Here is a 15135-nt window from a genome sequence, read left to right on the forward strand (position 1 = left end):
GGTAAAGCGCCGTCCGCCTCATTCTGAAAGGTCGCGCACCCAGAACAATTCATGACGCCGCACAGCCTTGCGGAAAAACTCGTTACTGCCGGTCACAGGCCAGCGCCGGCCCGCCAGCCCCTGCTGGATCCAGCGGCGCAGTTTGCGCTTGAACACCTCGTTGCCCTGCAGATCGTGCTCCATGGCCAGCGCCATGGCTTTGTCCAGTTGCACCTGCACAGGCAGCTGCGGGCTCCACAAGCGATCGGCCGGCAATGGCTCAATGGCCGGCGGCAGCGCAATACCGCAACCGGCGGGGCCCATCGGCCAGCGATCATTGTCGTGCAGATGATTGGCGTACATCAGCAGCGTGGTCGGCTTCCACTGGCTGCGACTGACCGCCTCGAGCAGCGCCTGCGTCGACGCGACATGATCACTGTGCGGATCGAGTTCGGGATGCGGTGTCACCAGCACTTCGGGGCGATAGTGCTCAAGCAGCGCGGTCAGATCGCCGAGCAGATTCTCCCAGGTCGGCTGGCCGTCGCCATCGGCGGGCAGGCGCAACGGATTGTGCCGCCGTACGCTGCGCACATCGCTTTCCTGCGACTCGCGGGAGCCGAAAGACGTCGCTGGCGCGGCGGCCATTGCCGGCAGTTGCAGGCAGTAATAACCCAGTTGCACGCAGCGCTCGGCGGGCACGCCCCCCCAGAGCGGAATCACCAGACTGTCCCAACTGCGCAAACGGCCCTTCAAACGCGCCGCTGCGGCTTTATCGAGCCCCAGCCGCTGATAATCCTCAGCCTCGATTTCGCCTTGGGTCAACGTGACGATGCTGACGTCATCGCAACGGCTGTAAAGGCCGAAGGCCGCCAGTTCGGCGTCATCGGCATGCGGCGCGATGACCATTACCCGCTGCTGGCTGAAATCGGGGTTGGCCATGACCCACAGCACACCCGTGCTCGCTGACACGCAATGGCGACCGCGCAATGTCAGCGCACCCTGCGCCAAGGCTGTTTCCTGCCCGGACAGGTTGAGGAAGCGCCGACCTCGCACTCCGCGCTCGAATTCCTGACGGTCATCGCCGAGCTGAACATACGGGTCGAGCCAACGACCGAGCCACGTCGACTTCAGTTCCAGCTCCAGCACCAGCGTCTCGCCCGGCGCCAACGGCTCGCTCAGACGCACCACGCCAGCGTCGACGCTCACGGTCTGCCGCGCGGTCTGTGCAGGAAAGTTATATTGATAATCGTCCGAAGGCCGATAGAACAGGTGATCGGCGAACCACGCCTCATGCGCAATCCAGGCCAGCACCAGCAACAGCGGCACCAGCCACCATTTGAGCAGAACCCCGATCAGCAACAGCGCCAGCACAAAGCTGATCAGGAACAGGCGCTTGTTGCGCCGGTGGGCCTTGAGGAGTTGCTGCTTGCGTGCGCTCATTGATTCAGACCTTGTAGACCGGCACCGTGTGGCACCAGCGATCCTTGTATTCCCGGTCGGCACGGCCGAACGAGTAACGCAGCGGCTTGCCCAGCGCCTGGGCATCCGCCCACGCCTGCTGGGTGTTGACGAAACTCAGCACACTGCCGGGGCTGAATTCGCGGCTTTGCGGATCGACACCACCGTTGACGTATTCCAGCGAAACCCACTGCGGGGCCTCGACGCGGTACAACACCTGAATGGCCACCGGCACCGAATCGAGCATTACCACCGAGCCGGTCATGAACTCGCGCAACAAGCTGAACACTTCAACCAGCCCGGCCTTGCCCGGCACTTCAAAACCCCAGCGACGCTGAAACAGGTCGCTGTAAGCAGCGGCCTGCTCTTGCGCGGTAAAGTCGGACATTGGCACCAGCGACCCGCCCGCTTCTTCCAGCAGACGCTGCTCGCGGCGCTGGTTGTAGCGAAATTTCTTTGAATATTCTTCCGGCAATCGCGCCAGGGCCAAACCTTCGGGCTGCGGTTTCAGCGTGCTGATCTGCGTGGCATTGAGTTGCGACACGTACGCCATGCGCTGGCGCACCGGCACAACCACGTCAGCAGCAATCGGCAGGATGATTTCCGCGTTGCCCATGTCGAGCAAGCCGCGCTTGCCCTCGCGCTTGAGCACTTCCTTGGACAACGCCACATGCCGGCCCCAGCACGGCACGGCAGCGACGATTTCGCCGCCGACCAGCCAGCCCAGGTAGCGCAGCTCGATCTTGACGAAGCTCGACAAGCGTTCGACCACGTCGGGGTGCGTCGCAAAGCTGCCGCCGAAACGCTGCCAGGCTTGGGCATAGCTGTCGCGGTCGATCTCGGTCCAGCCACGCTCACGGAAGCTGCGAAACACCGTCAGCATACGTCGGTCGCGTGGGTCGGCTGAGGTTCGTCACCTTCTTCGAATTCCTTGGCGTGCAGTCGCGCGTAATAGCCGTTTTGCTCGAGCAATTGCACATGGGAGCCACGCTCGACAATCCGTCCTTCGTCCATCACAAGAATCAGGTCGGCTTTTTCGATGGTGCTCAAGCGGTGCGCGATGACCAGCGTGGTGCGGTTTTGCACAACATGATCCAGCGCCGCCTGAATGTGCCGCTCAGACTCGGTGTCGAGGGCCGACGTGGCCTCGTCGAGAATCAGCAACGGCGCATCCTTGAGCAAGGCACGGGCGATGGCGATGCGCTGACGCTGGCCACCGGATAACAACACGCCGTTTTCACCGACCATGGTTTCGTAACCCTGAGGCATCTTGGCAATGAACTCGTCGGCGTAAGCCTCGCGAGCCGCGCGCTTGACCTCCTCCAACGGCGCACCGGCAAGGTCGCCGTAAGCAATGTTGTTGGTGACCGTATCGTTGAACAGTGTCACGGCTTGAGTCACCAGTGCGATCTGACGGCGCAGGCTACGCAGGGTGAAATCCTGGACTTCGACGCCATCGAGCAGAATCTGCCCGTGCTCGTGCTGGTAGAAGCGCGGAATCAACCCGGCGAGAGTCGACTTGCCGCTGCCCGAACGCCCGACCAGTGCAACCATCTGCCCCGGCTCGACGCTGAAGCTGATGTCGTTGAGCACCGGTTTGTCGGTGTCCGGATACTGGAAGCTGAGGTTGCGCACTTCCAGGCGTCCTTCGAGGCGATCGCGTTCGACGCTGCCCTGATCCACCTCGGCCGGCTCATCCAGTTGTTCGAAAATGCTTTCGGCACCGGCCACGCCTTTCTGAATCGTCGAGCTGACTTCCGACAACTGCCGGATCGGCTTGGGCAACAGACCCGCCATAGTGATGTAGGCCACCAGATCACCCGGCGAGGCATCGCCGCGAAGGTAAAGCACGAGGAACATGACCACGGCCATGGCGCTGTATGTCACCAATTGCAGCATCGGCGTGTACACCGCGCCGGTCTTGGTCATCGTCAGTTGCTTGTCGGTATTGCTCTGGCTGGCATCGCGAAAGCGTTGCTTCTCATAGGTTTCGCCGCCGAAGCTGCGCACCACGCGATAACCATGGATGGTCTCGGAGGCCACATGCGTGACGTTGCCCATCGACACCTGGATCTTCTTGCTCTGCTTGCGGAATTTTTTGCTGGTGCTGTTCACCATGATGCCGATGACCGGCAGGATCGCCACCATGACCAGGGTCAGCTTCCAGTTCATCCACAACAACGTGCAGAACAGAAAGATCACGGTCATGCCTTCGCGGATGACCACTTTGATCGCGTCCGTTGCCGCGCCGGTGACCATGGTCACGTTAAAGGTAATCCGCGAAATCAGATGACCGGAGTTGTTCTTGTCGAAGAAGCGGTTGGGCAGTTCCAGCAATTTGTTGAACAGCACCACCCGCAGGTCGTGGACCAGCCCCAGAGAAACCCGGGCGAGAAAGAAGTTACCCAGATACGAACCCACGCCCTGCAACAAGGCGATGAACACGATCATCAGCGGCACGGTTTGCAGCAACTGCAAATCGCCCAGATAAGGGTTGCCCGGGAACAGGCTGGCTTCAGGATTGGCCAGGCCGTCGACGAAGTACTTGAGGATGTAGGCGAGCATCGGCTGGGTCGATGCGAAAATCAGAAACCCGACGATGCTGAGGAGAAAAAGACCGGCATAGGGCCGCACGTAAGCCAAAAGGCGGAAGTAGATCGCCAGCGTTGACTGGGCTTTCGGTTCAGGACTGCTCATGGTGATCCGCACAATTCAGTGAGGCGGGGATGATATCACAGGCCTTTTTTCCCCGATAAACATGACGGCGCGCCAGCCTTTGACCAAGTCGGTTAAGATACGCCGCTAACGATGGGGAGCCCGCTATGCAATCGATTGACCACAGCACTTACGAGGCACTGCGCAAAGGTGCACAGGTTCTGGAGGCCGACGGTTCCGGCGATAAAGTGCTGAGGCTGGCCGACGGCCGCATGCTCAAACTGTTCCGTCGCAAGCGCTTGCTCAGCTCGGCGCTGTTCTTCCCCTACGCGCAGCGCTTTGCCAACAACACCCGGGCGCTGCAGCAACGCGGCATCCTTTGCCCGCAAGTCATCGCGGTCTATCGCATCCCGAGCATCGAGCGCGACGGTGTTTATTACAGTCCATTGGAAGGCCGCACGGTGCGTCAGTTACAAGGTTCGGCTGAGGATGGCGATTCACTGAGAATGCAACTGGGCAGCTACTTCGCCCTGCTGCATGAAAAAGGCGTGTACTTTCGATCGCTGCACTTTGGCAACGTGGTGCTGACGCCAGACAACCAATTGGGCCTGATCGACATCGCCGACTTGCGCTGCCAGAAACGCGCACTGAGTGACAGCAAACGCCTGCGCAACTTCGCGCACTTGCTGCGCTATAAGGAGGACCGTCAGTGGTTGCTTGGCGACGACGCCGGCGCCAGCTTTATCGAAGGCTACCGCCAGGCACTGCCGAGCAACCGACAGGCGCCACTGATCTCTCGCCTGCGGCCGTTGCTGGTGTAAGCCTCAGCGCCCGATAACCACCAACGTGGCACCCTTGCGATTCTTGAAGTGTTCGAGCACGTGCATTTGGTGCGCCGCCAGCCACTCCTCCAGCCACGGCTCATCTCCCTTCGCCTCGATTACGAAGTAGCGGAATTTTGCCGCGTGCGTCGGCGACATCGCTTCTTCACGGGTCAGGCTCGGCAGCACGTAGCCGCGACCGGCGTAATAACTGATCCGACCGTCTTCGAAGTAGGTCGGCACACCACGCTCGATGTGGCTTGACGCCCAGCGCCCAGCGGCAACGTAATGCGTCTTGCCGGCACCTGTGGACACCACGTTTGCCAGCATCATCAGCAAGCCCAGAACCACCAGCGCCTTACCCAGCCGCGGAAACCGGCGAACGAACGCCGCCAGCCCCATCGCCATCACCGGCACGAACAACAGGTTGAGGAAGCTCAGATAGCGCGCGTTCATGAACTGCTGCTTGACGAAAAACAGCACCAGCACCACCAGATACAGCAGCGCCGCCCAGGCGAACGGGCGGTAATCGCGCCAGTACGTGCCGAGCACGCCCCAATTGCGGCGCAGAACGAACGGCACAGCGAACGGCCCCATCAGCTTCACGAACGAGATGGTCATCGTCGCCAGGATGCCGAAAAAGATGATACGGCCGGCCTCGTCCTGGGAATATTTATTGATCAGCGAATTGCCGAACTGATCGCACAACATCTGAAACGAGGCGAACACTCCGCGAGGCTCGATCATGTCCAGATAGAGCACGACCCGCGCCGACATCAATACACCCGTCACCGCCACCAGCAGCAGGCCTGCCATTGGCAGAATCGAGAACTGCACGAATTGCATGCGACGGTTCGGCGTCCACAGATTAGGCAGTTGCCACAGTGCCAGAGCCGGCACCAGCAGCAGCGCCTCAAGGCGAAACAGCGCTGCAGCCGCAATCGCCAGATGAATGGCGGCCGCCCACAGCCAACCGCCGCGCGATTGCCAGCGCGACGCGAGCCACAGCGCCAAGGTGCAGAGAAACCAGAAGCCGCATTCGCGGATGATGTCGTTTCGAAAGGCGTTGACCGCCGGCATCGCTAGCACCACAAGGCAGGCCCAGCGCGCCAGATCAGGCGAACGCTGACGCACGCAATCGACCATCAACGCGCTGGTGCCGGCGAAAAACAGACCGCACCAGAGATACGCGCTCAATTCCAGCGGCAAGCGCAAAACACTGTGCGTGGCGGCGAGCAGTAACGAAAACCACGGCCAGTCGAACGTTGCCCATGCCACATTGGGCCCGAGCTCGGTGACCTGTTGCGCAATATCAATGTACAGCGCGGCATCACGCCCCACCGTTGCCGTGCCCAACACAGCGATCAGCGATAACAGCACACTGCCAAGGAATGCCAGCCCTACAGGATATTCATCGATGATCCGGGAGACTTGAGCCCCAATCTTCATGCTCACAACCCTCACCCAGCCACCTCATCCATAATCAGGTACACACTCTTCCCTGCGATTTACCGAAATAATGATCGCAATGCCTTGCGCGCGTAGGACCAGCGCTTGATCGTGCGCCAGTCAGCACGCAAGGCCTTTAAATAGAAGTCCTTGGCCAATTGGTATTCGCCGTGCGAGTAGCAATCGCGAAACAAGGACAGACAACGCTGCGCCAGAAATGCCTGACGCAAATCCTGCATTTGCTCAGGCATGCGCCGGCGGGAAAACACTTCGTTGACCACCTGATCGGTGCCGGCCGCAAGGCTCTGGCGCAAATCATGGCGCATGCTGTCCGCGTGCTTGTGAATCAGCGCCAACGGTTCGTTCACGACGCTGCATGGAAAACGCGCCAGAACCTGGGCAAATACCGGCAAGTCTTCAACATTGCGCAGATGCTCGGGGTAATTGCCCGGGCCGAAAACGCTGCGATGCATCGCACACGCGCCATTTGAAATAGACACGGTCTTGTCCAGCAAGTAACCCTGCAACCGCTGTCGCGGCGCCGCCGGCAGTGGCCTGGCGGCCTGCAAGCTGCGCTTGCCATCAGCGAACACTGACCAATGCGACCCGATCACCATCCGGCTTTGCGGGTTACCGGCGATGTGTTGCGACAGCGCCGCCAATGCGCCGGGCGCCATCTCGTCATCGGAATCGAGAAACACCAGAAACTGCCCGGTGGTTTCCTCGATGCCAAGATTGCGCACCGAGGACAATCCACCATTGCTTTTGCGCAGCGCACGAAAGCGCCCGCCATGCTTGAGCAAGAGCTGTTCGACGACCTGAGGCGTGTCGTCCGTCGACCCGTCGTCAATGACCAGTAAATCCGCCACCGCCTCGTCCAGCTGCGCCAATACCGACTCCACTGCACGTGAAAGAGTTCGCGCGTAGTTGTAGACCGGAATGACGACGCTGATCAGTGTCTCAGTCAAGTTCGTATCCTTTCACACCCTCTTTCACGACCAGAATATCTTCCATGATCAGGTATTCCAGATCCGAACCGAAAAACATGTTCAGCGCATCGGTTGGCGAACAGATCATCGGTTCGCCACGACGGTTGAGCGAGGTGTTCAGCGATACACCGTTGCCGGTGAGGTTTTCCAGCGCCTTCATCATGTCGTAGTAGCGCGGGTTGTATTCACGCTTGAGTACCTGGGCGCGAGAAGTGCCGTCTTCGTGGACGACTTCCGGCACGCGGGTTTTCCACTCTTCAGCAACTTCGAAGGTGAACGTCATGAACGGTGCCGGGTGATCGATCTTGATCATCTGCGGCGCAACGGTGTCGAGCATCGACGGGCAGAAAGGCCTCCAGCGCTCGCGGAACTTGATCTGATGGTTGATCCGGTCGGCCACACCAGCAACGCTTGGGCAACCGATGATCGAACGACCGCCCAAGGCACGCGGACCGAACTCCATGCGCCCCTGAAACCAGGCGACCGGGTTGCCGTCGACCATGATTCTGGCGATCTGCTCCGGCATGTTGTCGAGCTTGCGCCAGGCCGGCTTGTTGGCGTGACGAGCGCACGCGGCGATCACGTCTTCGTTGCTGTAGGACGGGCCGAGATAGACGTGTTCCATCTTCTCCACCGGTACGCCACGCGCGTGCGACACATAAGCCGCGGCGCCCACTGCAGTGCCGGCATCGCCGGACGCAGGCTGCACGAACAGCTCCTTGATGTCGTCGCGGGCGATGATTTTCTGGTTCAGCTTGACGTTCAACGCACAGCCACCGGCGAACGCCAGCTTGCCGGTTTCCTTGAGCACGTCGCCCAGATAGTGGTCGATCATCTGCAACGCCAGTTTCTCGAACAGCGCTTGCATGCTCGCGGCGTAGTGGATGTACGGCTCGTCAGCAATATCACCTTCGCGCTTCGGGCCCAGCCATTCGATCAGCTTCGGCGAGAAGTAGAAGCCTTTGCCCTTCTCCTTGTAGCGACGCAGGCCGATCACGTTGGCGTAGTCGGTGTTGATCACCAGCTCGCCGTTCTCGAACGAGGCCAGACGTGAAAAGTCGTACTTGCTGGCATCACCGTAGGGCGCCATGCCCATGACCTTGAATTCGCCGTCAAGCATTTCGAAGCCGAGGAACTCGGTGATCGCCCCGTACAGACCGCCGAGGGAGTCCGGATCGAAGAACTCCTTGATCTTGTGGATCTTGCCGTTTTCACCATAACCGAAGAAGGTCGTGGCGTACTCGCCCTTGCCGTCGATCCCGAGGATCGCGGTTTTTTCCTTGAAACCGGAGCAGTGGTAAGCGCTGGAGGCGTGAGCCAGATGATGCTCGACCGGCTCGATCTTGATCTTTTTCGGATCGAAACCCAGTTGCTCAAGGCACCAGACGATCTTGTTGCGATAACGCTTGTAGCGGCGGTTGCCCATCAGGATCGCATCGAGGGCGCGATCCGGGGCATACCAGTAGCGCTTGGCGTAGTGCCAGCGGGCCTTGCCGAAGAGACTGATCGGGGCAAACGGGATCGCGACCACGTCAACATCGGACGGCTTGATGCCGGCCTGTTCCAGACAGAACTTCGCCGATTCGTAGGGCATGCGGTTCTTTGCATGCTTATCGCGTACGAAGCGCTCTTCTTCAGCCGCCGCCACCAGCTTGCCGTCGATGTACAAGGCTGCTGAAGGGTCATGGCTAAGGGCGCCGGACAGGCCAAGAATCGTCAATGCCACAGGGGTCTAGCCTCTTAAGTCTGCGTACAGGCGCGAAGCGCCTTGAAAAATGGATGTATCCCCGCACAGGCGAGAGACAGCTAAAGCGCGGGATTATAGCGTAAACGACAGGGGAATTACCCTGTGCGATTGACCGAGGATGAATCGGCCACCTCATTCGGCAATCGCTGATCAATGACTCGATACAAGGCACTGTTTTGCGTCCAGTTGCGCATGAATCGCGCGCGGTCACGGGCATACGCCTGCGCAAAACTGCTGATAGAGCCGTGCTGACACATCGAGTCCAGATCGATCAATGCCCAGCGATCTTCGTGCCAGAACAGGTTGTGCCCTTTGAAATCACCGTGACTGATGCGTTCATTGATCAATTGCGCAAACAGAGAATCTAGCGCCTGCAGTTCCGCCTCGGGCGCTTCGCCACTTTCGACATACGGCGCAAAGCGCTCGATGATGTCCGGCCCCGGCAGGAACTCGGTCACCAGCCAGGCGCGACCGCGCAGCCAGAGGAAGCGTTTTTCCAGCACGGCCAGGGGTTTCGGTGTGGCGATCCCGAGAAACGCCAGGCGATTGCCCTCGCGCCAAGAGTGCCAGGCACGGCTCGGCCGCCAGAAGCGCTTGAGCCAATGGGCGAACCCCTTGATGTTGTAGCGCTTGATCAGCAGCGTGCGCTCGCCCACCTGCACCTTGCCAACGCTCGCCGCGCCGCCGGTCTTGTAGAGATGACCCTGAGCAAGCAATGCGTCGGCCTGCTCCAGCACCGGCACCATCGCCGCTTCTTCTTCGCGGCGGATCGCCCGCAGGCCGAATGCGCCGCGCCGTACGCTGAACAGCGTACATTCGCGGCCGACCTTGAGCAGGAAGTCCTTCAGTCGCCAACGGCGCACCTTGTCGATCTGTTTCTGCAAGGCTTCCAGCGGCAACGCGTGCTCGCTGTTGCTCAGCAGGTAATACACCAGCAGCTCTTCGGTGAACGGTTCCAGCGCCTTGGGCAACTGGGCGAAAAACACCCCGAGATTTTCCAGCACTTTTTGCCGCGACAACGGTTGCCCGGCGGTTTCCGCGCGAATACCGGCGCCGTCGATCAAGTACAACTGGCCGCCATGGCGCAGCAGATTGTCCAGGTGCAGGTCTTCCTGCCAGAGGCCTTTGCCGTGCAATTGACCAATCGCGCCCAGCGCCTCGGCCAGCACCGCGGACTGCTCGTCGGCTAACACCGGCAGGGATTCGACCTGTGCCCAGGCGTCGCCCAGGCTTTCGGCGTTTTCCAGTAGTTCGAACAGCAGCCAGCCACCCTCGCCATTGGTCAGCCCATCGGCCAGCAGCAGCGGTGTGGTCAGGCCTTGCTCAGCCAGCAGACGCACGCCTTGCAGCTCACGCTGAAAATGCCGCGCGGCCTTGCTGCCAACCAGCAGCTTGGCCAGCACCGGCCGGCCGCGCCAGACGCCGGCGCCCACATAACGCTGCCCCGGCAATACCCGCAGCAGACTCAACAGCTGCAAGTCGGCACTGCCGGCGGCATCGGCCAGCGTTACCGTCAGCGGCAGCGCCGGAGTACGGCCGACATTGGCCAGTTGGGACAGTCGCATCAGCGCGTCTCCTTGTGCGTGCGACGCGCGGTCAGCCGGGCGAGCCAGCTGTCGACCAGCGAGCTGTCGCCAGGCTGATCCAGGTAAGCCGCCAGCAACTCGCGCAATTGCGCCTCGGTCCACTGCGGCGCACGGCGCTGCAACGGCTCCAGATCCTTGATGCGGTCGCGCAGGCCGAACAGCAACGGCCGGGTCTTTTCCAGATCGATCAATTGCGCCTGGTACTCGTCACCCACGGCCCGCAAGAAAATATGCTTGGGATAAAAACAACCGTGCACCTGACGCACACCATGCAGACGCTGCGCCAGCAGCCCGCAGGCACGCAGGATCGCCGACTGCTGCGCGCGGTCGAGTTGTGCCCAGCGTTGCAACAGCGAATCCAGGTCGCTCCAGCCGTCCAGCGCGCGGGTCAGCAGAATCGCGCGAACTTCGCCGCCGACCTTGCGCTCACCGAAGAACACCGCTTGCAGCGCCGGTATGCCGAGCTTGCGATAGCGGCTGATGTTGCGAAACTCGCGGGCAAAACTGGGCTCGCCGAACGGCGCATGCAGCGTGCGCGTCAGATAGTTGCTCTGGCGCTTGAGGTAATAGCCCTGCCCCTCCAGATTCAGACGAAACACACTGCTCCAGCCACCGCCGGCGGTGTTGGGTTCGTCGACCGCCTCAAGCTCTTTTGCCCACAGCGCATCAAAAGTGTCCAGGCCATGGCGCGCCAGCAGTGCGCGGTCATCGTCGGCCAGAAAATCAGTCATTCACGTCCCTCGAAAAATCTCACCACGTGCCGAATCCGCTTCTTGTCGGCGCTATCAAGCCGATCGCACTGGCGATACTGCTTGTAAAAGCGCAGGCGCTGGGTGTTCGACAGGTGATATTTGGCGAGCTTGTCGAGACAGGCCAGATCCTTGGTGATCCGATACTTGAGCCAGAAGCCGCGCCAGAACTCGCCATTGGGGCAGTCGATCAGAAAGATGTGCGCCTGATCGTCAATCAACAGGTTGCGCCATTTCAGATCGTTATGGGTGAAACGGTGATCGTGCATTGTCCGGGTATAACCGGCCAGCTGCCGACTGACGCCGTCGACCCAGGCGCGATCCCTGAGTTTCGGGTCCTTGCGTTCGGCAAGCGCCGAGAGGTCTTCGGTATGCGGCAGTTCGCGGGTGATCATCGCGCCGCGATCATACGCAGCTCCGCGTCGCTCCAGGCCCCAGGCGACCACTTCGGCAGTGGGAATGCCCCACTTGGCGAAGCGCTTGAGGTTCTGCCACTCCATCTTCACCCGCGGCTTGCCGAGGTAACGGCGCAAGCCTTTACCGGCGCCGACGTAGCGTTTGACGTAGTAATTGACGCCGTTGCGCTGTACGCGAATCACCTCGGACAGCGGGTCGCGGGTCAGGCGCTCGCCTTGCAGGGCAAACACCGCTTCGAGACTGCCGAAATCTTCGGCGAGATCGCTGTAGGCCGGCTCCAGAATCCACCCCGCCATCAGAGCGCATCCCCGTAACGCTGTTTGCGTGCGTAGAGCTTGTCGGCCTTGCCTTGCAGCCAGCTCAGCAGCGGCGCTTCTTCGGCAAGGATCTGGCGCAGCGGCTGCTGGAAATAGCCCTTGAGAAAACGCAGCTTGTCGCGGCGGGTCAGGCCGATGTCCAGCGCAGAAAAGTACAGCGCCGCCAGATCCTTGTTGCGCCAGCGCTGCGTAATCGCCGGGCGGGTCTGCGCGCGGTGCAGGTCGATCACCGACAGCTTGAAATCTTCCGGCGTCACCGGTTTATCGGTGTGCAGCAGGAAGTGACAGATGTAGCAATCGCGGTGGTTGACGCCGGCACGGTGCATCATGCCGGTCATGCGGGCGACCTCGGCAATCAATGCGCGCTTGAGCTTTGGCTCGGGCGGCTGCTTGACCCAGTCGATGCTGAAGTCTTCCAGGCTGATGGCCGGCGCCAACTCTTCGGTAACAATGAACGAATGCTGATCCGCCGGGTTACTGCCCTTCTCGCCATAGGCCACAGCGGTCATGGTCGGTACGCCGACTTCCTGCAGACGTTGAATCGCCTGCCATTCCTGGCCCGCGCCGAGTACCGGCAGCTTGGCGGTCAGCAGGTTCTTGAAGATTTCGCCCCAGCCGATGCCCCGGTGGATCTTCACAAAAAACCCATTGCCGTCGACTTCCGTGCGCAGTGTCCGGCGTGCTTCCAGCTCGCGGTATACCTCGCCCTGCAAGCCTTCGACTTCGGCAAACGGATCGCGTCCGGCCCAAAGGCTTTTGAACGGTTCAGCCAGCATCAACTTCATTAAGCGTGCTCCGCCAGAATCACATCGGCCGCGTGCTGCGGCATGCTGTAGAGGTCGGCCGTCTCGGCGAAGGCCAGACCATTGCGGCTCCAGGCCGCCCGTGCAGCGTCGTCGCTCAACATGTCAGTCAGATATTGCGTCAACTGCGTCTGCTCGAACGGTTCGTCCAGTACTCGCCCGGCGTCGGCCTCGGCGATGTAATGGGCGTAACCGCAGACCGCGCTGACCAGTACCGGCAGGCCGGCGACCAGCGCTTCAAGCAGCACGGTGCCGGTGTTCTCGTTGTACGCCGGGTGGATCAACAGATCGGCACCGAGCAGAAAACGCGGGATATCGCTGCGCCCCTTGAGAAACGTCACGTTGTCGCCCAGGCCCAACGTCGCACTCTGCATCTGGAATAATTTGGGGTCATCCTGGCCGATTACAAACAGCCGGGTACGTTTCTTCAGTTCGGCGGGCAACGCGGCGAGGGCCTTGAGGCTGCGATCGACGCCTTTGGTCTTGAAGCCGGAGCCTATCTGCACCAGCAGCAGCTCGTCGTCCCTGAGATTGAACTCGGCACGGAAACCGGCACGAATTTCATCGGCATTCGCCGGGCGTCGACGGTCCTGGGCAATGCCAGGCGGCAGCAGATGGAAGCGTTCGAGCGGGGTGTCGTAATGCTTGATGAACAACGGTTGCTGCACTTCGGAAATCATCAGCACTTCGGTTTTCGCATCTTTCGCGAACACGGCGCGCTCGTACTCGGCGAAGTGGCGATAGCGACCCCAGCGACGGTACAGCGAGTTTCGCAGGTTCTGCGCTTTGTCTTCGAAGCAGCCGTCGGCCGCGTAATAGACGTCGAGACCGGGCATCTTGTTGAAGCCGATCAGCCGGTCGACCGGACGCTTGGCCAGATCTGCTTGCATCCACGCACTGAGCTTTTCGTTGCGACGGTGGTTGAACAACGCCTTGACCGGCGCCACCAGCACTTCGAAGCCCGGCGGCACGTCGCCTTCCCAGATCAGCGTGTAGACGCGGATCTGATGGCCGCGCTGCTGGCATTCGAGGGCGATGCGCATGAAGTCGCGCTGCAAGCCGCCGAACGGGAAATATTTGTACAGGACGAATGCCAATTGCATCAGCGCAGCTCCTCAGCCATTAACAACGTGCTCAGTCGGCTGGCGACACGCTCGGGGTTTACACGCGTGAAGCACAGCGGCTGTTCACGCTTGAGGTCAAACTGCCGGGCATCCTGCGCGGTCGGTTGATAGGTACATTTCTTCTGCATGCACGGTGCGCACGGAAAATCGCTGGCCAGGTGAATCTGCAGCTTGCCGTAAGCGCCGGTCAGGCCCGGGTTGGTCGGGCCGAACAACGAAATGGTCGGCACGTCCAGCGCCGCGGCCAGATGACCGAGGCCGGTGTCCACTGCGACGCAGGCTTGCGCGCCGGCAAGCACCTTGCCGACGCCGGCCAGATTCAGCTTTGGCAGCACTTCGGCATGCTTGAAGCCAGCGGCAATCCTTTCGGCGCGAGCCTTTTCCTGCTCGTTGCCCCAAGGCAGCTTCACGCCGACACCGAGGTAGCCGACCCGTTCGGTCAGCTCGCGCCAGTAGATTTCCGGCCAGTGCTTGGTGTCCCAAGTGGTGCCATGCAGGAACACCACGAAAGCGTTCTTGCGCGGCAGCTCGACCAGGCGCTCGACGTTGAGGCCGTAATCGCCCAGGCCTTTGGGCAGGTCATAACCCAGCGTGATGGCGAACAGTTGCCGTACCCGCTCGACGGCGTGCTGACCACGGGCCACGGCCAGTTTGCGATCATAGAAACGCGCCGCCAGCGGTTCACGGGCCGAGGTTTTATCGAGGCCGGCCACCGGGGCTTTGACGTAGCGGGTCAGCCAGGCGCTTTTCAGCAGGCCCTGGGCGTCGATCACCAGATCGTATTGGTTGGCGCGCACGCTTTGTTTGAAGCGCTTCCATTCGCCGCTGGTGAGGGTCTTCCACAGGTTCTTGCGCCAGCGGCGGATCGCCACCGGGATCACTTTGCCGACCGCCGGGTGCCAGGTCGGAATTTCGGCGAAGCCTTCCTCCACGACCCAGTCGAACTTGATCCCGGGAATCGCCCGGGCCGCGTCGGTCAGCGCCGGCAACGCGTGGATCACGTCGCCCAGCGATGAAGTCTTGATCAACAGTACCCGCAAC

General features: G+C 61.0%; 13 protein-coding genes. 1 reads left to right on the plus strand and 12 read right to left on the minus strand.

The window, feature by feature from the left end:
• Positions 1-18 precede the first annotated feature (18 nt).
• The 3 genes from J3P93_RS25120 to msbA are packed head-to-tail and all read right to left on the minus strand — an operon-like array spanning position 19 to position 4134.
• A complete protein-coding gene (locus J3P93_RS25120) occupies positions 19-1419 on the minus strand; it encodes a PIG-L deacetylase family protein (RefSeq protein WP_434593033.1) in 1401 nt (466 codons plus the stop codon).
• Positions 1420-1423: 4 nt separating this feature from the next.
• The gene (locus J3P93_RS25125) at positions 1424-2320 is read right to left on the minus strand and encodes a GNAT family N-acetyltransferase (RefSeq protein WP_434593036.1); all 897 of its coding nucleotides are present in this window, start codon (positions 2318-2320) and stop codon (positions 1424-1426) included.
• Entirely contained in the window at positions 2314-4134 is a 1821-nt protein-coding gene (gene msbA / locus J3P93_RS25130; RefSeq protein WP_434593039.1) for a lipid A export permease/ATP-binding protein MsbA, read from the minus strand. The genes J3P93_RS25125 and msbA overlap by 7 nt, the downstream gene beginning before the upstream one ends.
• A 125-nt stretch (positions 4135-4259) precedes the next feature.
• Between msbA and J3P93_RS25135 the strand changes: the two genes are divergently transcribed.
• A complete protein-coding gene (locus J3P93_RS25135; RefSeq protein WP_434593042.1) occupies positions 4260-4913 on the plus strand; it encodes a toluene tolerance protein in 654 nt (217 codons plus the stop codon).
• A 3-nt stretch (positions 4914-4916) separates the two neighbouring features.
• On the opposite strand, the gene J3P93_RS25140 is transcribed toward J3P93_RS25135, so the two are convergent.
• From J3P93_RS25140 to waaC, 9 genes are all read right to left on the minus strand, one after another.
• Complete coding sequence (locus J3P93_RS25140) at positions 4917-6362, minus strand: hypothetical protein (RefSeq protein WP_434593045.1); 1446 nt, start codon at positions 6360-6362, stop codon at positions 4917-4919.
• Positions 6363-6421: 59 nt separating this feature from the next.
• Positions 6422-7330: a glycosyltransferase family 2 protein gene (locus J3P93_RS25145; RefSeq protein WP_434593047.1), complete on the minus strand. Its 909-nt coding sequence runs from the start codon at positions 7328-7330 to the stop codon at positions 6422-6424.
• Entirely contained in the window at positions 7323-9077 is a 1755-nt protein-coding gene (locus J3P93_RS25150; protein ID WP_090280623.1) for a carbamoyltransferase family protein, read from the minus strand. The genes J3P93_RS25145 and J3P93_RS25150 overlap by 8 nt, the downstream gene beginning before the upstream one ends.
• 116 nt (positions 9078-9193) lie before the next feature.
• Positions 9194-10663, minus strand: coding sequence for a lipopolysaccharide kinase InaA family protein (locus J3P93_RS25155; RefSeq protein WP_434593051.1), 1470 nt, complete (start codon positions 10661-10663; stop codon positions 9194-9196).
• Positions 10663-11415: a lipopolysaccharide kinase InaA family protein gene (locus J3P93_RS25160; protein WP_434593053.1), complete on the minus strand. Its 753-nt coding sequence runs from the start codon at positions 11413-11415 to the stop codon at positions 10663-10665. Before J3P93_RS25160 ends, J3P93_RS25155 begins: the two co-directional genes overlap by 1 nt.
• On the minus strand, positions 11412-12146 hold the full coding sequence (locus J3P93_RS25165; protein ID WP_206414733.1) for a lipopolysaccharide kinase InaA family protein: 735 nt from the start codon (positions 12144-12146) through the stop codon (positions 11412-11414). Before J3P93_RS25165 ends, J3P93_RS25160 begins: the two co-directional genes overlap by 4 nt.
• On the minus strand, positions 12146-12952 hold the full coding sequence (gene rfaP / locus J3P93_RS25170; RefSeq protein WP_434593055.1) for a lipopolysaccharide core heptose(I) kinase RfaP: 807 nt from the start codon (positions 12950-12952) through the stop codon (positions 12146-12148). The genes J3P93_RS25165 and rfaP overlap by 1 nt, the downstream gene beginning before the upstream one ends.
• Complete coding sequence (locus tag J3P93_RS25175) at positions 12952-14073, minus strand: glycosyltransferase family 4 protein (RefSeq protein ID WP_434593058.1); 1122 nt, start codon at positions 14071-14073, stop codon at positions 12952-12954. Before J3P93_RS25175 ends, rfaP begins: the two co-directional genes overlap by 1 nt.
• Positions 14073-15134: a lipopolysaccharide heptosyltransferase I gene (waaC, locus tag J3P93_RS25180; protein WP_434593060.1), complete on the minus strand. Its 1062-nt coding sequence runs from the start codon at positions 15132-15134 to the stop codon at positions 14073-14075. The genes J3P93_RS25175 and waaC overlap by 1 nt, the downstream gene beginning before the upstream one ends.
• Position 15135: the final 1 nt, after the last annotated feature.

The sequence above is a fragment of the Pseudomonas sp. R3-57 genome, assembly GCF_051132065.1.
In the GTDB taxonomy this organism is placed as follows: Bacteria; Pseudomonadota; Gammaproteobacteria; order Pseudomonadales; family Pseudomonadaceae; genus Aquipseudomonas.